The sequence below is a fragment of the Xenorhabdus khoisanae genome, from assembly GCF_001037465.1.
GTDB lineage: Bacteria > Pseudomonadota > Gammaproteobacteria > Enterobacterales > Enterobacteriaceae > Xenorhabdus > Xenorhabdus khoisanae.
In genome coordinates this window covers 1-19,547 of sequence record NZ_LFCV01000028.1, presented here as the reverse complement: position 1 = coordinate 19,547, position 19,547 = coordinate 1, and the positions used below count along the sequence as shown (strand labels likewise).

The 19,547-nt window shown below is 43.5% G+C and carries 17 protein-coding genes; 11 read left to right on the top strand and 6 right to left on the bottom strand.

Going from position 1 to position 19,547, the window contains the following annotated elements; translation table 11 throughout:
- Nucleotides 1-191 precede the first annotated feature (191 nt).
- From AB204_RS04960 to nqrM, 8 genes are all read left to right on the top strand, one after another.
- On the top strand, nt 192-1,535 hold the full coding sequence (locus AB204_RS04960; RefSeq protein ID WP_047962279.1) for a Na(+)-translocating NADH-quinone reductase subunit A: 1,344 nt from the start codon (nt 192-194) through the stop codon (nt 1,533-1,535).
- Between the two features lie 3 nt (nt 1,536-1,538).
- Nucleotides 1,539-2,777, top strand: a complete 1,239-nt coding sequence (locus AB204_RS04955; RefSeq protein WP_047962278.1) for an NADH:ubiquinone reductase (Na(+)-transporting) subunit B — start codon at nt 1,539-1,541, stop codon at nt 2,775-2,777.
- The gene (locus tag AB204_RS04950; protein WP_047962277.1) at nt 2,770-3,564 is read left to right on the top strand and encodes a Na(+)-translocating NADH-quinone reductase subunit C; all 795 of its coding nucleotides are present in this window, start codon (nt 2,770-2,772) and stop codon (nt 3,562-3,564) included. The genes AB204_RS04955 and AB204_RS04950 overlap by 8 nt, the downstream gene beginning before the upstream one ends.
- Nucleotides 3,557-4,186, top strand: coding sequence for an NADH:ubiquinone reductase (Na(+)-transporting) subunit D (locus tag AB204_RS04945; RefSeq protein WP_047962276.1), 630 nt, complete (start codon nt 3,557-3,559; stop codon nt 4,184-4,186). Before AB204_RS04950 ends, AB204_RS04945 begins: the two co-directional genes overlap by 8 nt.
- Before the next feature lie 8 nt (nt 4,187-4,194).
- Entirely contained in the window at nt 4,195-4,791 is a 597-nt protein-coding gene (gene nqrE, locus AB204_RS04940) for an NADH:ubiquinone reductase (Na(+)-transporting) subunit E (protein ID WP_038235359.1), read from the top strand.
- Nucleotides 4,792-4,806: 15 nt separating this feature from the next.
- Nucleotides 4,807-6,033 carry an NADH:ubiquinone reductase (Na(+)-transporting) subunit F gene (gene nqrF, locus AB204_RS04935; RefSeq protein ID WP_047962275.1) on the top strand — a complete coding sequence of 409 codons (1,227 nt, stop codon included), beginning with the start codon at nt 4,807-4,809 and terminating at the stop codon, nt 6,031-6,033.
- A 92-nt stretch (nt 6,034-6,125) separates the two neighbouring features.
- Complete coding sequence (locus AB204_RS04930) at nt 6,126-7,154, top strand: FAD:protein FMN transferase (protein WP_047962274.1); 1,029 nt, start codon at nt 6,126-6,128, stop codon at nt 7,152-7,154.
- A 15-nt stretch (nt 7,155-7,169) separates the two neighbouring features.
- On the top strand, nt 7,170-7,394 hold the full coding sequence (gene nqrM / locus AB204_RS04925) for a (Na+)-NQR maturation NqrM (RefSeq protein ID WP_047962273.1): 225 nt from the start codon (nt 7,170-7,172) through the stop codon (nt 7,392-7,394).
- Between the two features lie 111 nt (nt 7,395-7,505).
- Here the strand turns inward: nqrM and AB204_RS04920 are convergent, their stop codons facing one another.
- Both AB204_RS04920 and AB204_RS04915 read right to left on the bottom strand, forming a co-directional pair.
- Nucleotides 7,506-8,021, bottom strand: coding sequence for a sigma-70 family RNA polymerase sigma factor (locus AB204_RS04920; protein ID WP_047962272.1), 516 nt, complete (start codon nt 8,019-8,021; stop codon nt 7,506-7,508).
- A 137-nt stretch (nt 8,022-8,158) separates the two neighbouring features.
- On the bottom strand, nt 8,159-10,477 hold the full coding sequence (locus tag AB204_RS04915; RefSeq protein WP_047962271.1) for a TonB-dependent hemoglobin/transferrin/lactoferrin family receptor: 2,319 nt from the start codon (nt 10,475-10,477) through the stop codon (nt 8,159-8,161).
- A 287-nt stretch (nt 10,478-10,764) separates the two neighbouring features.
- On the opposite strand from AB204_RS04915, the gene AB204_RS04910 reads away from it, so the two are divergent.
- Both AB204_RS04910 and AB204_RS04905 read left to right on the top strand, forming a co-directional pair.
- Nucleotides 10,765-11,286, top strand: coding sequence for a hypothetical protein (locus AB204_RS04910; protein ID WP_047962270.1), 522 nt, complete (start codon nt 10,765-10,767; stop codon nt 11,284-11,286).
- A 180-nt stretch (nt 11,287-11,466) separates the two neighbouring features.
- The gene (locus AB204_RS04905; RefSeq protein WP_047962269.1) at nt 11,467-11,904 is read left to right on the top strand and encodes a GNAT family N-acetyltransferase; all 438 of its coding nucleotides are present in this window, start codon (nt 11,467-11,469) and stop codon (nt 11,902-11,904) included.
- 77 nt (nt 11,905-11,981) lie between these two features.
- On the opposite strand, the gene betA is transcribed toward AB204_RS04905, so the two are convergent.
- From betA to betI, 3 genes are all read right to left on the bottom strand, one after another.
- Nucleotides 11,982-13,661, bottom strand: coding sequence for a choline dehydrogenase (gene betA, locus AB204_RS04900; protein ID WP_047962268.1), 1,680 nt, complete (start codon nt 13,659-13,661; stop codon nt 11,982-11,984).
- 27 nt (nt 13,662-13,688) lie between these two features.
- Nucleotides 13,689-15,182: a betaine-aldehyde dehydrogenase gene (betB, locus tag AB204_RS04895; RefSeq protein WP_047962267.1), complete on the bottom strand. Its 1,494-nt coding sequence runs from the start codon at nt 15,180-15,182 to the stop codon at nt 13,689-13,691.
- Between the two features lie 63 nt (nt 15,183-15,245).
- Nucleotides 15,246-15,836 (bottom strand): transcriptional regulator BetI, encoded by a 591-nt coding sequence (betI, locus tag AB204_RS04890; protein ID WP_047962266.1) that lies wholly within the window; start codon nt 15,834-15,836, stop codon nt 15,246-15,248.
- 209 nt (nt 15,837-16,045) lie between these two features.
- Here betI and AB204_RS04885 point away from each other — a divergent pair, with 209 nt between their 5' ends.
- Entirely contained in the window at nt 16,046-18,088 is a 2,043-nt protein-coding gene (locus AB204_RS04885) for a choline transporter (RefSeq protein ID WP_047962265.1), read from the top strand.
- 94 nt (nt 18,089-18,182) lie between these two features.
- Here AB204_RS04885 and AB204_RS04880 read toward each other — a convergent pair whose 3' ends face one another.
- On the bottom strand, nt 18,183-19,445 hold the full coding sequence (locus AB204_RS04880) for an MFS transporter (RefSeq protein WP_324292606.1): 1,263 nt from the start codon (nt 19,443-19,445) through the stop codon (nt 18,183-18,185).
- Nucleotides 19,446-19,547: the final 102 nt, after the last annotated feature.

Genomic DNA, 19,547 nt, shown 5'->3' with positions numbered 1-19,547 from the left:
CCAGTGGGGGAGATGTTAGAATTACCGCCGGCGAAACTTAAGAGAAAATTGTAACGATTATCGGAGTGAATAACTTGAGATATATGTCGCTCAAGGTGTTTTTTTATTACTGAAGTCGCTGCATTACCCCAGGGAAATATCGCAGGGTAATTTGTAGCATATGATTTAACTGATAAACTTGTGCAAATCTTATGATTAAAATTAAAAAAGGACTCAACCTCCCGATAGCAGGAGCGCCTGCCCAAGTTATAGAAGATGGTCCGACAATTCGCCATGTTGCCTTACTGGGCGAAGAATATGTTGGAATGCGTCCTTCTATGCTGGTTAAGGAAGGTGAGTATGTCAAAAAAGGTCAAATTCTTTTTGAAGATAAGAAGAATCCAGGGGTTGTTTTCACCAGTCCCGCAAGTGGGAAAGTTGTAACCATCGGACGTGGTGAACGTCGTGTTCTGCAATCTGTCGTCATTGAATTGAATGGTGATGAAAAAATCACGTTTGATCGTTATGATCGTGCAGAACTTGCTGGTTTAAGCCGTGAACAAGTAGAAAAGAATCTGCTTGCATCTGGGTTGTGGACTGCATTGCGTATACGTCCTTTCAGTCATTCTCCTGTTCCCGGTTCCACACCAAAGGCAATCTTTGTCACGGCAATGGACACCCAGCCACTGGCTGCTGATCCATTGGTCGTTATTGCAACACAGGAAGAGGCTTTTGTTGATGGCCTGAATATTCTGTCAAAATTGACAGATGGAAAAATCCACGTTTGTCACGGCGCTGGAAAGATTCCAACAGCAGGAAACAACGCTCAAATTACCTATAACCAGTTTGCAGGTCCACATCCCGCAGGTCTGGTTGGCACCCATATTCATTTTATTGAGCCTGTCAGTGCCCAAAAAACGGTATGGCATCTGGGTTATCAGGATGTCATTGCTATTGGCAAGCTATTTACTACCGGTGAACTTTACACTGATCGTGTGGTATCTCTGGCAGGGCCGCAGGTTAAATCACCCCGTTTAGTACGCACCCAATTGGGCGCTGATTTGCTGGAATTGACGCAAGATCAGCTGAAAGAGGGTGAAAACCGCATTATTTCTGGTTCTGTATTGTGGGGTACAAAATCAGATGATGCTCGTCATTACCTTGGTCGTTTCCATACTTTGGTTTCAGTTCTTACTGAAGGTCGTGAAAAAGAGCTGTTAGGTTGGATTGCACCAGGGGTTAATAAGTTCTCCATTACCCGTACCACTATTGGCCATTTCCTGAAAAAGAAACGTTTCGCTTTCTCAACCACAACAAATGGTGGAGAGCGTTCAATGGTGCCAATTGGCAACTACGAGCGTGTGATGCCATTGGATATTATGGCAACACATCTGTTGCGTGACTTGCTTGCAGGCGACACTGACAGTGCTCAGGCACTGGGTTGTCTGGAGCTGGATGAGGAAGATTTGGCACTGTGTACCTATGTTTGCCCCGGCAAATATGAGTACGGTCAGGTATTGCGTGACGTGCTGACTAAGATTGAGCTGGAAGGGTAATTCATGGGCCTGAAAAATTTATTTGAAAAGGTAGAACACCACTTTGAGGCCGGTGGCAAACTGGAAAAATATTATCCTCTCTATGAGGCAGTGAGCACCGTTTTCTATACGCCGGGAATAGTAACAAAAGGGCGTTCTCACGTCCGTGATGCCATCGATCTCAAACGTATGATGATTTTGGTATGGCTATCTGTCTTTCCTGCCATGTTCTGGGGAATGTACAACGTTGGTAATCAGGCGATTCCAGCCCTGACCCACTTATACAGCGGAGATGCCTTACAGCAAGTATTGTCTTCTGATTGGCATTACGTACTTGCTCAGTATCTTGGTGCGTCATTGACACCAGATGCCGGGTGGGGCAGCAAAATGTTGCTGGGAGCGATCTACTTCCTGCCAATTTATGCTGTTGTTTTTGCTGTTGGTGGATTTTGGGAAGTTTTATTCGCCATTATCCGCAAACATGAAATCAACGAAGGTTTCTTTGTCAGCTCCATTCTGTTTGCATTGATTGTGCCGCCGACACTGCCATTGTGGCAGGCTGCATTGGGGATTACTTTCGGTGTTGTGGTTGCGAAAGAGATCTTCGGTGGTACAGGTCGTAACTTCCTGAACCCAGCGCTGGCGGGGCGTGCTTTCCTGTTCTTTGCTTATCCTGCTCAGATTTCAGGTGATTTGGTTTGGACGGCGGCTGATGGCTTTTCTGGGGCGACGCCATTGTCTCAGTGGGCAACAGCAGGTAGCCACGGTCTGGTGAATACCATTACCAGTCAACCTGTAACCTGGATGGATGCTTTTATTGGTAACATTCCGGGCTCAGTTGGTGAAGTCTCCACTCTGATGATTTTCATCGGCGGTGCCATCATTCTTTTCGCCCGTATTGCTTCATGGCGCATCGTTGCTGGTGTGATGCTTGGTATGATTGCCACGTCTTACCTGTTTAATGCGATGGGTTCTGACACTAACCCAATGTTCGCTATGCCGTGGTACTGGCATATGGTTCTGGGTGGCTTCGCTTTTGGCATGATCTTTATGGCTACTGACCCGGTTTCCGCTGCATTTACGGATAAAGGGAAATGGGCATACGGTATTCTGATTGGTGTTATGTGTATTTTGATCAGAGTAGTAAACCCAGCCTATCCAGAAGGGATGATGTTGGCGATTCTGTTCGCTAACCTGTTCGCGCCACTGTTCGATTATCTGGTCGTGCAGGCCAATATTAAGCGGAGGAAAGCCCGTGGCTAATGATAAACCAAAAAGTAATGACAGCATCGGCAGAACGTTTCTTGTTGTTTTTGTGCTGTGTCTTGTGTGTTCGATTGTTGTTGCCGGCTCAGCAGTTGGCTTGAAAGCGCAGCAACAGGAACAAAAGTTACTGGATAAACAGCGCAATATTCTGGATGTAGCGGGTTTATTAAAGCCTAATATGACGACAGCAGAAATCAAAGAAACCTATATCAGCCGTATTCAACCTGAATTGCTTGATTTGAAAACAGCAACGTTGGAAAAAGGCAATGGTGATTTTGACCTGAACAATGCGCTTCGCAGTGATGAAACTAGCATTGCTTTGTCTCCAGAGCAGGATTTGGCGAAAATCCGTCGTCGCGCCAATATGGCAGAAGTTTATCTGGTCAAGGATGAGCACGGCAAAACCACTGAATTGGTTCTGCCAATATATGGCTCTGGGTTGTGGTCAATGATGTATGCCTTTATTTCCATTGATGTTGATGGCGTAACATCCCGCGGCATTACTTACTATTCCCATGGTGAAACCCCGGGTTTGGGTGGTGAAGTTGATAACCCACAATGGCGTAAGCAATGGGTAGGTAAAAAACTCTATAACCCACAGGGTGCTCCTGCGCTTAAGATCGTTCGTGGTGGTGCGGGTGATAACCCTTACGGTGTAGATGGCTTGTCCGGTGCGACTCTGACCTCTAACGGTGTTCAGCATATGTTTGATTTCTGGCTGGGTGATAACGGTTTTGGCCCATTCCTGAAAAAAGTGCGCGAAGGAGCCTTGAAAGATGGCTGATAACAAAGAGATAAAACGCGTCCTTCTCGGGCCGCTGTTTGATAATAACCCAATTGCATTGCAGGTTTTGGGGGTTTGTTCAGCGCTGGCTGTTACCACCAAACTGGAAACTGCATTGGTTATGACGCTTGCTGTAACACTGGTGACAGCATTTTCTAACTTTTTTATTTCATTGATTCGTAACTATATCCCCGGCAGTGTGCGAATCATTGTACAGATGGCGATCATTGCGTCGCTGGTGATTGTGGTAGACCAGATTTTGCGGGCGTATGCCTACGAAATCTCCAAACAGTTATCGGTGTTTGTTGGCCTCATCATCACGAACTGTATCGTCATGGGGCGTGCTGAAGCCTATGCCATGAAGTCACCACCCGTTGAAAGCTTCATGGATGGTATCGGCAACGGATTAGGCTATGGCGTTATTCTGTTGTTGGTTGGCTTCTTACGCGAACTGTTTGGTTCAGGAAAATTGTTCGGTATGACGGTGCTGGAATCTGTCAAAAATGGCGGCTGGTATCAGCCAAATGGCCTGTTTCTGCTGGCGCCGAGTGCATTCTTCATTATTGGTATGCTGATTTGGGGTCTGCGGACGCTGAAACCTGCGCAGGTTGAGAAGGAGTAACAAACAAAATGGAACATTATATTAGTTTGTTTGTCCGCGCAGTCTTTATCGAGAATATGGCGTTATCTTTCTTTCTCGGTATGTGTACGTTTCTGGCGGTATCAAAGAATGTGAAGACAGCTTTTGGCCTGGGTGTTGCTGTAACTGTTGTGCTGGGAATTTCTGTTCCTGCCAATAACCTTGTCTACAATCTGGTACTCCGTGATGGAGCCTTGATGGATGGGGTTGACCTGAGCTTCCTGAACTTCATTACCTTTATCGGGGTGATTGCTGCACTGGTACAGATCCTTGAAATGATCTTAGACCGTTATGTACCGGCTCTTTACAATGCGCTGGGGATTTTCCTGCCGTTGATTACGGTTAACTGTGCAATTTTCGGTGGTGTTTCTTTCATGGCACAGCGTGACTATAACTTTAGTGAATCCATCGTATATGGTTTCGGTTCAGGTATGGGCTGGATGCTGGCGATTGTTCTGATGGCTGCTATCCGCGAAAAAATGAAATATGCGGATGTTCCGGCTGGTCTGAAAGGATTGGGGATCACCTTTGTCACCACCGGTTTGATGGCATTGGGCTTTATGTCCTTCTCCGGTGTGCAGCTCTAAAGGCGGGAAGAATTCATGGATATAATCATTCTAGGCGTAGTAATGTTTACCCTGATTGTGTTGGTACTGACGGCAATGATTTTGTTCGCAAAATCCAAGTTAGTGAACACCGGGGATATTAAAGTTGAAGTCAACGGTGATGAGGATAAAAGTTTCTCAGCCCCTGCCGGTGACAAGTTGTTGAATATGCTTTCCAATCAGGGAATTTTTGTGTCCTCTGCTTGTGGCGGCGGTGGCTCTTGTGGTCAGTGCCGTGTGAAAATCAAGGAAGGCGGTGGTGATATCCTGCCAACCGAGCTTTCTCACATCAATAAGCGTGAAGCGAAAGAAGGCTGCCGTTTGGCATGTCAGGTTAACGTTAAGCAAGACCTGAAAATCGATTTGCCAGAGGAAATCTTCGGCGTTAAGAAATGGGAATGTGAAGTTATCTCCAACGATAACAAAGCAACCTTCATTAAGGAATTGAAGCTGAAAATTCCTGATGGGGAAGTTGTTCCATTCCGTGCAGGGGGTTACATTCAGATTGAATGTCCTCCACACGTTGCCCGTTATTCTGATTTTGATGTGCCACAGGAATACCGTGAAGATTGGGATAAATTCAATCTGTTCCGTTATGTTTCTGACGTCAGCGAGCCGACGGTTCGTGCTTACTCAATGGCTAACTACCCAGAAGAACACGGCATTATCATGCTGAACGTGCGTATCGCTACGCCACCACCAAGAAACCCGGATGTGACTCCGGGTATTATGTCTTCTTATATCTGGTCACTGAAAGCGGGTGATAAGGTGACCATTTCCGGCCCATTCGGTGAATTCTTTGCGAAAGATACTGATGCTGAAATGATCTTCATCGGTGGTGGTGCGGGTATGGCACCAATGCGTTCTCACATTTTTGATCAGCTCAATCGTCTGAACTCCAAGCGTAAGATCTCTTTCTGGTATGGTGCGCGTTCCAAGCGTGAAATGTTCTATACCGAAGATTTCGACCAACTGGCGGCAGAAAATGAGAACTTCACATGGAATGTGGCATTGTCTGATGCTCTGCCGGAAGATAACTGGGATGGTTACACAGGTTTTATCCATAACGTCCTGTATGAAAACTATCTGAAAGATCATCCGGCACCAGAAGACTGCGAATTCTACATGTGTGGGCCTCCGGTTATGAACGCAGCGGTCATCAAGATGTTGAAAGACCTCGGCGTAGAAGATGAAAACATCCTGTTGGATGATTTCGGTGGCTGATGTTTGTAACATTTTGATTTAACGACAAGCGCCCACACATAGTGGGCGCTGACGATTCAGAAAGAGCCAAAATGAGTCAGAAAGAGTGAATTATGCTGAGTAAAAAAATTATCCACTGGGGTGTATTGTTGTTTTCCGTTGTGCTACTGGCGGCATGTGGTAGCCCTGAACAACAAAACCTGAATGGGCAAACAATGGGGACGTATTACTCCGTTAAATATGTTGCTGATTCATCTTCACCTGCTCCTGAATACCTGCAAAAAGAGATTGACAGGTTATTGGAAGAAGTGAACGACCAGATGTCCACTTATCGGCCAAATTCTGAATTGAGTCGTTTTAATCAAAGCCGTGAAGTGAATAAACCTTTTCCGGTTTCTGCCGCTACAGCGAAAGTTGTCAAAGAAGCGATCCGAATCAATCAACTGACAGACGGCGCATTGGATGTCACTGTTGGCCCATTGGTGAATTTGTGGGGATTCGGGCCGGAAGGACGAATTACTAAAGCCCCGACGGATGAAGAATTAGCGACCCGTCGTGCCTGGACAGGCATCAATAACTTGTCTGTTGAAGGGAATAACCTGATTAAATCTATTCCCGAACTTTATGTTGACCTTTCTTCCATTGCCAAAGGTTATGGCGTTGATGTTGTCGCTGAGTATCTGGAATCCCAGAATATCAAAGATTACATGGTGGATATTGGGGGGGAAGTTCGTACATCGGGTAACAATGGTAAAGGGAATCCGTGGCGGATAGCGATTGAGAAACCATCGGATAGTGGTATGGCACAGAGTGCGCAAGAGATTATTGAGCCGGGTAATATGTCCATAGCGACATCAGGTGATTACCGTAACTATTTTGAACAAAATGGTATTCGTTACTCTCACACCATTAATCCTAAAACCGGCAGGCCGATCACGCATAATCTGGTTTCAATCACTGTGATTGCTCAGACCTGTATGGGTGCTGATGGCTTTTCTACAGGATTAGATGTATTAGGGCCAGAAAAAGGCATGGAAGTAGCTGAGAAACTGAATATCCCGGTCTTTATGATTGTTAAAACCAAAGACGGTTTTGAAGAGCGCTATAGCCCGGCTTTTAAGGCATACTTACAGAAGAAATAAGAGAGGGGAAAGGTTATGGAAGTTTTTATTGCTGCTTTTATCTTTTTCCTGCTGTCTTTTGCAGGAATGGCGTTGGGCTACATCTTTAAGCGTAAGAGCATTCAGGGAAGCTGTGGTGGTTTGGGAAGCATTGGTGTAGAAAAAGTCTGTGATTGTCCTGAACCTTGTGATGCCCGCAAAAAACGCATGGCAAGGGAAGCTGCTCGTCTTGCACAATTGGAGAAAAATCGTATTCTTTAATGCGATAATGCCGTTAAAAGACTTTACGATTAAAAAAGTAACCCGCTGCCAGATAAACAGCGGGTTTTTGCTTCCCGTTCAGTAAAGTTATCAGATGCTGCATATCATCATTCAAAGTGTGTTGAAAGGATGACACTTTCTATGAGCCTGATGTAAGTAGTTCTTCACTGAACTGATTGAGATATCTAAATCTTTCGCGACTTCTTTGTAACACCAGCCTTGCAGTTGCGTGAGCAAAAAAGCCTGCCGCACTTTTGCTGGAAGCTCATCAAGTGTTTTATCTATCTTTTCTAGCTGTTCTAACAATACGAGCTGATACTCAGAAGAATTTGATGAAATTTCGGGTATTGCATTGATATATGCCAGATAGTTGTCTTCGAGCTTTTTTCTACGATAGTAATTGGAAAGGGTTCTGCGTGCTATCGTCATTAAAAAAGCTCTTGGCTGACGGATAGTTTCCAGATCTGGAGATAGCATCAGTTTGATGAAGATCTCATGGGTGAGATCTTCGGCATGGTTTGGGCAGGCACTGTTTTGTCTGATCCAGTTGCATAACCAATGGTGGTAATCGGAATAGAGTTTCTGGACGATTTCATTGTGCCCAAATGTGCTTTTTTGCACCGCCATGATGTTATTGCCTGATGGGATAGAGTAAATATGATAATAATTATTATTTGTATTTGGCGAGAGGAAGTCAACGCAGCATTCTAGACATCACCCCCTTAAAAATTAAGAGGGTGAGAAATTGAGTGGTTAAAGGTCAGTTAGAATTGTTGTGAAATACTGAATTTGTAATTACGGCCAATACCAGAAATCGCATCCCCTGTACCCCCTAAGTATGGATAATAATCGCGGTTGAACAGGTTATCGACAGTGATCCGGGCTTCAAAGCCTTCCATAAAAGTAGGGCGCCAGCTTGCGAACAGTCCATGCAGGGCGTAGCCCTTACTCTTAGGTAGTGACCAGGATTTAACCAATGGTTCATCATCTGCGGGTGAACGGTCTTGCTTACGGAAAAAATCACCTTTCCATCCCATTACCATCTGCCATTGTGGGATCTTGAACCCTAACATAGCATGGGCAGAAGTTGGCGGTATTTCCGAAATCCAGGATTTATGTCCTGACCATGGATCGCGCATAGAAGTATCACGCTGGCCACGCATAGCAGAAAGCGAGAATTTTCCGAATAATGTACGGCTGTCGTAGAAGGTTTCTACCTCCAGCCCCTCAATAGTATATCCCGGCAGGTTACGATAGTTTGCTTGTGGTTTTTCACAGTTGTAGTAAGGTACTAAGCCATCGGCCTGGGCTTTACAATAAACCCCACGTCTTTTAAAGATCTCATCTTTGCCACGGTTACGGAATAAGGTGGTACGGATTTGCAAGCTGTCATCTTCAAGTATCATATTATTGAAGTCGAGAATTGCACCGAGGCGTATCCCTGTCATTCTTTCAACATCAAGATTACGGCTGGAGCCTTTAAGGCTACCGGCTCCTTGTACCTCATATTGTTCATCAACTACTGGTGCACGCCATGTATGGCTGATATCTGCAAACAACGAAAGGTTTTTATTTGCTTGCCACATCATGCCTAAATGAGGTGACCAACCAGTATAGGTTACACTGCTATAGTCATGATTGACTTCTGGTGATTTATCGTTATACATGGATGCGTTATTTTCTCTCCCTATATTTTTGATATGGTCATAGCGAACACCCGGTGTAACGGTGACGCTGCCTATTTTCAGGGAATCTTGAATATAGAAGCTGTAAGTTGATTGATCTCCAGCAGGCATATAGCCTGGTTGATAATAACCATAGTTGTATTTTTTATTCTTTATTTTGTCTTTATCAAATATCAGTACATTGCGTTCGTTTTTATGCCAACGGATTCCCACCAATAATTCATGTTCGATAATACCCGTTGAAAATACGCTGTTATTGTTGATATCTATCAGATTATCGGTGTAATCAACCCAGCTCTGATTGCCCATTAATCCACTGAAAGAAGCTGAAGAATCTTCAGGGCGGCTATCGTTTTGCTTGGTTTTGGAATAAGCATAGGTCATCGTCAAATTTATCCATGGGTTATCTTCCGGGGCGATATTCCATTTAGCAGAGTAACTTTGATCAATTTGATCGCGAAAGACCAGCTTTCTTTTCCATGCCCCATCCCAGCCATATTTTTTTATATCACTGGCAGACGGCACATTCATTTTATTCCGTTTGGCCGCCCAAGGCTGCCAGCCATCTGATTCAGATCGCATAGCAGATAAGCTAATCGTATGGGCGTCACTGGGATAAAAGTTGGTTTTCAATAAATAGGACGTTTGGTTATTTTGCGAATATTCAAAACGTGTGCCATCAGGGCGTTTAATATTATGTCCATTGCGCTTGCTTACATAGAGTAATCCATCCGCAAAGCCGTTAGGATCTCTGCCATATATTGCTCCGCTATTGATCCACTGCCTGTCATTTGTGTGGTAGCTCTGTTTAACAAAGCCACCCCAATCTTCATCAGGACGTAATAAGTCGTTGGCATCTTTTGTCACAATTTTGACAGATCCACCAAATCCACCATTACCGTTGAGTAAATTGTGTGGCCCTTTATCAACCTCTACACGTTTGATTAATTCAGGTTCAATAAAAACGGAACCTTGCTGATACTTCTCGAATCCTTTTGGTGCATCGTCCAGTGTAATTTTGATATCTTCCTGGTCTCCCATTCCCCAGATATTCAGCGTTTGCCCGCCGGGGCGCGGCGAACCTGACATTGAAACACCGGGAAGCTGATCGAGCAATTGGGCAACGTTATCAGCCTGAGTCCGGTCAATATCTTCCTTTTTAAGCGCTGAACTGCCCGCACTGGTGCTGTTGTGTAAACTTCCTACAACGGAAAGTGAGGGTAATTTTACTACCTCATTTTTCTTTTCAGGTTTCTGTTCAGTTGGATTTTCTATCGCGTAAGCAAAGCCGGAGAAGGCAGAACTCAACACGAGTGTCCCTGATACTGTGCCTCTTAAAATGTGTTGGATCACGCTTGTGATTGGGCGTTTTTCTAATTTTTGACTATTATTTGCCATAAATTTCCTGAAATATGATCAAGTAAAATATTTTCATTGCTATAAGTCACCTGAGAAACTAAATCAGGTAAATAAAAATGAGAATTATTTTTGTTAAATGTGTTTTGCTGAAGAATGTATAGTCTTTATTCATTGCAGTTGATTGAAATAATTGTTTATTTCGTTACGCCTTCTCTGATGCTGACTAGTGTTGGCAATGAGATCAAAGTGCTTATGGGATGTTGTGGCACAGAATAGCCAGAACACTCATTGGCGAGGTCATTTCCGTAAGTGCAAGGGGTTAGTCAATGAACAAAAAGATACTGAGTTCTCTTATCTTGGCAGGTATCGTGGCACTGATTGCTGGCTGTGATGATGCTTCTAAAAAGGCAGAAGATGTTGCACAGCAAACCGAAGATAAGGCAGCACAAATGAAAACCGATACTGAACAGAAATCCACAGGCATATTGGATAGTGCAAAAGAGAAATCACAAGGATTAAAGGAAAAAGCCCTGAGTGAGAGTCATAGTATGGCTGATAAATCCAAGGAAGTGCAAAATCAGGTTACTCATTCTGTCAATGATATCACTGAGCAAATGAAGTCTAAGGCAGCAGATGTCCAGAATCAGGCAGCCAAGGCAGCAAACGATATGATAGATAGTATGAAATCGAAAACTGAGGATATACAACATCAGGCCACCGACAAGATTAATCAGCTTTCAGATGGAATGAAATCGAAAACGGAAGAAATAAAATCTGAAATCGATAAAAAAACGGATGGTTTAATCAATAGCCCTAAAGATGAAAGTGGTAAAAAAGAAGAAAGATAATTTATCGGTTTAATAATCTGTTAGAGTGAAATAAATAACACCAGAAGGGTGATCTGTAAATGATCACCCTTATTTTTTACATGATTTCAGCCAAATAATTTTTATATCTTTCTGGCTTGACTTAATTATCTGTTTAAAAGTAGTTTATAGGACTCTGAAAAACAGACTCAGGATATAATAATGAAAATAAAACACAGCATAGGAAGACAGGATTTAGCGTTGATAGAACAAGCCTTTTTTATTCGCAAACAGGTATTTACGGATGAACAGGGATTTGATGCCGAAATTGATATTGACGAATATGATGATATCGCCTTACATGTGGTGATATTTGATGATGAAAAGCCAATAGGCGTCTTACGGGCGATCCCGCAAGACGATAACATGCTTAAAGTCGGGCGGGTTGCGGTATTGAAAGATTACCGTGGACAGGGAATTGGCCGTGATGTCATGAAGTTTATTGAGGATTATGGGCGAAAAAATAAAGTGACAACCATTGGGTTATCGTCACAATGTCATGCTCGACCATTTTATGAAAGTCTTGGTTATCAGGCTCAGGGAGAAATTTATTTGGAAGACGGCGCAGAGCATATTTTCATGACATTGGATTTGACATAATTATTTCTATTGGAAATAGAAATACGGGAAAAATTTCCCGTATTAGAGTTTTATTCCATATCGCGAAAATAAATTTATTAATTATTTTTTACTGACTGGCGAACTGGTGCGCCATTGGCAACATAATATTTAACCTGACTACGTGGCAGAGGAGAAATACCACGAATTTTATCAGCAATTTTTTCTGCCATCATAATCGTCGTGGCATTCAAATTACCCGTTATGATTTCCGGCATAATGGAAGCATCGATAACACGCAAATTTTCAACACCATGCACACGTCCCTGACCATCCACGACAGCCATTTCATCTGTTCCCATTTTGCAACTGCATGATGGGTGAAATGCTGTTTCGGCATGTTCACGAATAAAGGCATTTAGCTGTTCATCTGTCTGGATTGCAGCGCCGGGGCTGATTTCACGTCCACAATACGGAGCCAATGCGGACTGTGCCATAATTTCCCGTGTAATGCGAATAGCATCGCGGAATTCCTGCCAATCTTGCTCCGCTGATATATAGTTGAACAAAATGCTGGGATGTTGACGCGGATCTCGTGACTTAATTTTCACTCGGCCACGGCTTGGGGAACGCATGGAACCCACGTGAGCCTGAAAGCCATGTTGTTTGACGGCATTGCTGCCGTTGTAATTAATAGCAACGGGTAGGAAGTGAAACTGAATATTTGGCCAGGCAAATTTCTCATTGGTACGAATAAATCCGCCAGCTTCAAATTGATTGCTGGCACCAATGCCGGTTCCTTTGAATAGCCATTCAGCACCAATTTGAGGCTGGTTATACCATTTCAAAGCGGGATAAAGGGAGACAGGCTTGAGGCATTCATACTGCAAGTACATCTCAAGATGATCTTGTAGATTTTGCCCGACGCCCGGCAATATTTGCACCGCAGGAATGCCGAACTCGTTTAATACTTCTTCAGGGCCAATGCCTGATCGTTGCAAAATTTGTGGGGAAGCAATCGCACCGGCACAGAGTAACACCTCTTTACGTGCTTTTGCCTGTGTTAATGCCGGGCTATTGCCCCGGTAAAAATTGACGCCAACAGCCGTTTTTCCTGCAAATTCGAGGGTATCAGTCAACGCATGGGTAATGATAGTGAGATTAGCACGTGATCGCGCTTGATCCAGATAACCACGGGCTGTACTGGAACGACGCCCGTTAGGGGTAACAGTACGATCCATCGGGCCGAAGCCTTCTTGCTGATATCCATTCAAATCATCAGTACGTGGATATCCGGCTTGGATACCGGCTTCAATCATTGCGTGAAAGAGTTCGTTGTTTCCCGCCTTGGGTGTCGTGACACTGACGGGACCATCACCGCCGTGATAGTCATTTTCGCCAATATCCCGCGATTCCGACTTGCGAAAGTAAGGAAGGCAATCAAGGTAAGTCCAGTCTTCCAGACCCAACTGCGTCGCCCAATTATCAAAATCCATCGCATTGCCACGAATGTAACACATGCCATTGATGAGTGAAGATCCACCAAGCCCTTTTCCACGCCCACACTCCATGCGCCGATTGTTCATATGGGGTTCAGGATCGGTTTCATATGCCCAGTTATAACGGGTTCCCTGCAAGGGATATGCCAGCGCTGCCGGCATTTGGGTACGGAAGTCGAATCGGTAATCTGGCCCGCCGGCTTCCAGCAACAGGACAGTCACATCGGGATCTTCTGTCAAGCGAGTTGCAAGCACGTTACCCGCTGAACCAGCACCGATAATAATGTAATCGAATACCATCGTTATCTCCTCTGTTTCAGTCATGGATTAAAATAGGGATTCAAAATTGCCCAGTTCCACCTGTATTGATTTGATTTGTGTGTAATGTTGCAGTGTGACCAACCCATTTTCGCGGCCAACACCAGAGTGTTTATAACCGCCAACAGGCATAGCTGCGGGAGATTCTCCCCATGTATTGATCCAGCAGATCCCGGCTTCCAGTTGGTGGATCACACGATGCGCACGGGAAAGATCTTTTGTTACCAATCCCGCACCCAGCCCGTATTTTGTGTTATTGGCTCGCGCAATGACTTCATCTTCCGTCTCATAAGTCAGGATGCACATCACGGGGCCAAAGATTTCTTCCTGTGCAATCAGCATGTCATCAGTACAATCACTGAATACCGTTGGTGCAACAAATGCGCCTTTTACCAAATCGCCTTCCAGCAGGCGGTTGCCACCACAGAGCAAGCGGGCATTGGAATTTTTGCCACTTTCGATATAGCGCAAAACAGATTCCATGTGTGGGAAACTTACCAGAGGGCCAAAGTTGGTGTTGGGATCGAGAGGTGAACCAATGCGAATGCGTTTAACCCGCTCCAGAATTTTAGCTTCAAATTGTGGAAGCAGGGTTTTGGGAACAAAAACGCGCGTTCCATTGGTACAAACCTGACCTGAACTAAAAAAGTTTGCCATCATGGCAATATCAGCAGCACGATCCAGATCGGCATCATCAAAGATGATTAGCGGAGACTTACCGCCCAGTTCCATCGTGACTTCTTTTAACGTTGTCCCTGAAGCATTCGCCATGACTTTTTTGCCGGTGGCAATGCCACCCGTAAAAGATATTTTGGCGATTTTCGGGTGAATTGCCAAATAATGCCCCACTTCATGACCCGCCCCAGTCAGGACGTTGAATACACCATCAGGCAAACCTGCTTCGGTATAGATTTCAGCTAATTTCAGGGCGGTGAGGGAAGTGACTTCACTCGGCTTGAAAATCATAGCATTGCCGGCAGCCAGCGCCGGTGCTGATTTCCAGAGCGCAATTTGAATGGGATAGTTCCATGCGCCGATACCTGCGACGACACCCAGTGGTTCACGGCGCGTATACACGAAAGACGATTCACGTAGTGGAATTTGCTGGCCTTCGAGGGCAGGGATCAAGCCTGCATAATATTCCAGAACATCGGCGCCCGTGACAATATCAACCTGTTGGGTTTCAGAAAGGGGTTTTCCTGTGTCCAGTGTTTCTAATTCAGCCAGTTCATCATTGCGTTCACGCAATATATTCACTGCCTTGTGTAAGATCCGTGAACGTTCTAGGGCCGTCATGGCCGCCCAGATTTTCTGCCCCTTATGGGCACTTTCGACAGCCCGATCAACATCCTGCTCAGTTGCAGACTGAAATTGAGCAATAACCTCACCATTGGCCGGGTTGATTGCATCAAAAGTTGCGTTGTCGGGAGCTGTTTTATTGGAATTGGTACTATCAACATAAGCACCGTGGATATAAAGTTTCTGTGAGCCGAAATAGGTCATAGATTCTCCTTAAAAGCTTATCCATGAGGTTGTAAACCAGAACTCAAGCCATATCAGATACACCTATTTTTTGCTTGATGTAGTCTGATCAATGTAATTGATGGTGATTTTTAACGCCTCATCCAGGTTAAAAGGCTTGCTGCTTAATGCACTTCGCAGCCAAATGCCGTCAATCAATGCAGCAAGCCCTTGTGCCGCGAGCCGTGCTTCTGTTTTTGGCAGAGTGCGTTTGAATTCGACACAGATATTGGAATACAAACGGCGTTCATTGATTTGTTGTAACCGATAAAGCTTGGGTTGGTGCATACTGCTTGCCCAAAATGCCAACCAGGTTTTCATTGCAGCGCCGTTGATTTGGCTGGGATCAAAATTCCCTTCGACAATGGCTTTTAACCTTTGAGTGGGCGTTGCGTTGTCCAGCAGGCGTAATCGACGTGCTACAGCCATTCCCAGTTGATGCAATAAGTAACGCATGGTGGCTTCGAGTAACCCGTTTTTGTCCTTGAAGTAGTGGCTGATAATTCCGTTGGAAACACCAGCTTTCCGGGCTATTTGCGCAATACTTGCTTCCTGCATACCAACTTCATTGATGACGATTAATGTTGCATCAATGAGTTGCTGTTTTCTTATCGACTGCATTCCAATTTTTGGCATGATTTTATGCTCAGAAAATCAAACATTCGGCGCTTATTAAACTTTTTTTTAATTGAATGTTCAATCAAAATTAAATATGTTTTATTACAATATTTTCACAATCTGCAATCAAAATTATTCAATATGGTTTAAATTTTGTTTTTAATTCAATTCGTTATATCAATTATTCTTTTTTGTTTTTCTGCTCCCAATAATTTCAGGAACTGCCTATGAACGTACAAGACAGTCCAAAAAACACTCAGAAGGATACGCTGAACTCTGTCGTTTTTTTTGCCTCTGCTGGACTGATTATTATTTTTTCGCTATTTACGATTTTTTTTACCGATGCAACGAGTGCCTGGATAAAAAATACTCTGGGCTGGGTCTCTAAAACTTTCGGCTGGTACTACTTACTTGCTGCTACGCTTTACATTGTGTTTGTTATTTTTGTTGCTGCCTCCCGTTTTGGCTCCATCAAATTAGGGCCAGAGCAATCCAAGCCAGAGTTCAGTTTACTCAGTTGGGCTGCAATGCTGTTTGCTGCTGGAATAGGCATTGATTTGATGTTTTTCTCGGTGGCTGAACCTGTGACGCAGTATATGCGACCCCCAACGGGTCAAGGGGAAACGATTGAAGCAGCTCGTCAGGCGATGGTATGGACATTGTTCCACTATGGCCTGACGGGCTGGTCTATGTATGCTTTGATGGGAATTGCATTGGGCTATTTTAGTTATCGTTATAACCTGCCTCTGACCATTCGTTCGGCGCTTTATCCTATCTTCGGTAACCGGATAAAAGGCCCAATCGGTCATGCCGTGGATATTGCAGCAGTGATAGGGACAATTTTTGGGATTGCAACCACGCTGGGAATTGGGGTGGTACAACTGAATTATGGCTTGAAAGTACTTTTCGGATTACCTCAAGGCTTGGGAGTTCAGGGAGGCTTGATACTGTTGTCTGTAGTGATGGCAATTGTTTCTGTGACTTCTGGTGTTAACAAGGGAATTCGATTTTTATCTGAGTTGAATGTGCTATTGGCTCTGGGATTGGTTCTGTTTGTCTTGTTTGTGGGTGATACTGAATTCTTGCTTAACGGACTGGTGCAGAATGTCGGGGATTATATCAGTCGTTTCATGGGCATGACGCTGAACAGTTTTGCATTCGAACGTCCGACTGAATGGATGAATAGCTGGACGCTATTCTTCTGGGCATGGTGGGTGGCCTGGTCGCCGTTTGTTGGCCTGTTTTTGGCGCGTATTTCCCGTGGCAGAACCATTCGTCAGTTTGTTATGGGAACATTAGTCATTCCATTTGTTTTTACACTGTTATGGTTATCGATTTTTGGTAATAGTGTGTTGTATGAAATCCTTCATGGTAATCGCCAATTGGCCGAAACAGTGCTGCAACACCCAGAGCAAGGTTTTTATGGTTTGTTGGCACTTTATCCTGCTTTCACATTCAGTGCATCTGTAGCCACGATTACGGGATTGCTGTTTTATGTGACATCCGCAGATTCTGGATCGTTGGTTTTGGGGAATTTCACATCTAATCTGAGTGATATCAATAATGATGCCCCTAATTGGTTGCGTGTGTTCTGGTCTGTGGCGATTGGCGTTTTAACATTGGGTATACTCATGACAGATGGTATCTCTGCTTTGCAGAATACAACGGTCATCATGGGGTTGCCTTTTAGTTTTGTGATCTTCTTTGTTATGGCGGGATTGTATAAATCTTTGCGTGTAGAAGATTTCCGTAAAGCCAGTTCATTGCAAAATACCTCACCGACTCTTGTGCATGATAATGGGTCATTGAATTGGAAGCAGCGCTTAAGCCGTATGATGCATTTTCCTGGTACGAAAAACACTCAGCGGATGCTGGATATGGTATGTCGTCCCGCCATGTTGGAAGTTGCGAAAGAGTTAGTCGTGCGTGGCGCGAAAGTTCAGTTCCATGCCTTGCCTTCAAAAGAGGACAGGCGATTAAATCCACTGGAGTTGGTTGTTGATTTGGGTGATGAGCAAAATTTTATCTATCAGATTTGGCCGCAGCGTTATTCCGTACCCGGATTTACCTATCGAGCCAGATCTGGCAAGTCTTACTATTACCGCCTGGAAACGTTTTTGATGGAAGGGACGCAGGGTAATGATTTGATGGATTACACAAAAGAGCAAATTATCAGCGACATTCTTGATCACTATGAAAAGCATTTGAACTTTATTCATCTTAATCGTGAAGCTCCGGGGCAGACATTGATTTTTCCGGGCGGAGGATAAGGTTAAATAATGAAAAACGCCTGCAACTCATACAGTGCGGGCGTTCTTTTGTCTATCTGGGCTAATTAATCGTTTACAATTAATGATTAATTTTTTATCCATTTTCTGAATGGTAAGCTTTAGGGTAAATTTTACCATAATAGCTATCCAATTCAGATTCTGACATTTTTGATATTTCTATATATTTCGGTGAAAACAGAACCAAAAATGACACTAATCCCATTAAAGCAGAAAAGACGAGCAATAACACTCTTATATCATAGCTTTCTACAATATAGGTAGCGGATATCATTCCCAACGGTATTGATACAATGCAGATAGCAAGAAACTTGGATTCCATTGTATTACGATGGGTTTCTGGTGTTGCAAGGCATCGAATTGAGGTGGTATTGATGTTGTAAATGACCACACCCATTCCACTAATTAACATATAACCACATAATCCAGTTAATGAAGTTGCTGTAGAGATCCCAGCTATGCATACAGATATTGTGAACGCTGCAATAAAGGCACTGTGGGCTTTACAGAATAATTTATTCATATGTTTAATAATAATGACACTTCCAATCATCATGCCTAATCCAAATGTAGCTTCGGCAATTCCTACTTGTAAGGCGCTCAGTTTAAATTCGTTTATAATAATAAGTGGGGTGATATAAGTGACTAATGGAACTATGGTGAAATTAAAAAAGGAGGAAACAATCACTAAACTTGTCTCTGTCGGGTTTTTAGTAATGATTCTAATGCTTCCTATATTACTTTTATGATTTTTTAATGGTTTTTCGGTTTGTTTACTCTTGATAAAGTAAAACCCAATAATGGATAAAATAGCCATTGATGAAATAAAAATTAAAGCGCCATCAATTTTTAAATAGTGGATTACGATCCCGGATATGGCAGGGCCAAGAATAATATTAACGGAATTAACAATCCCTCTATATTTAAATGCAGATTCTAATTTGTTTTTATCGCTTATTTCTGGGAGGATACTGGTACCAATTGGTTGAATAAGTATGGCTGAGATAGAAGCGAAAATATAGATAATACCTAAAGGAAGGTATAGGTTTTTATCTATAAAATTAGAAAGAATAAAAAGCAAGGCTGTTGGGATGATACAACATAGTATTATATTTTTTTTATTGGATTTGTCGCCAAGATCACTCATAAAAACCAGAAATAAGACTTGCAATAACCATGACGAAAAGATAAACCATCCAAGCTGGAAGTCGAGATTCAGCACTTCAATCATCCACCATGAAAATAGCATGCCAAATGCCCTTGTGGAGGATGTAAATAAAATATCAGATATTTGATATAAAAAAAATGACATATTATTTTTCATTACTACCCTTATTATTTTTAATAAACTATATCTAGTTGATCAACTTATCTAATGTTACATATGAAACGCATTTATGTCACTGTTGTATTGAAACTAATTGATAGATTGGATTAGTGT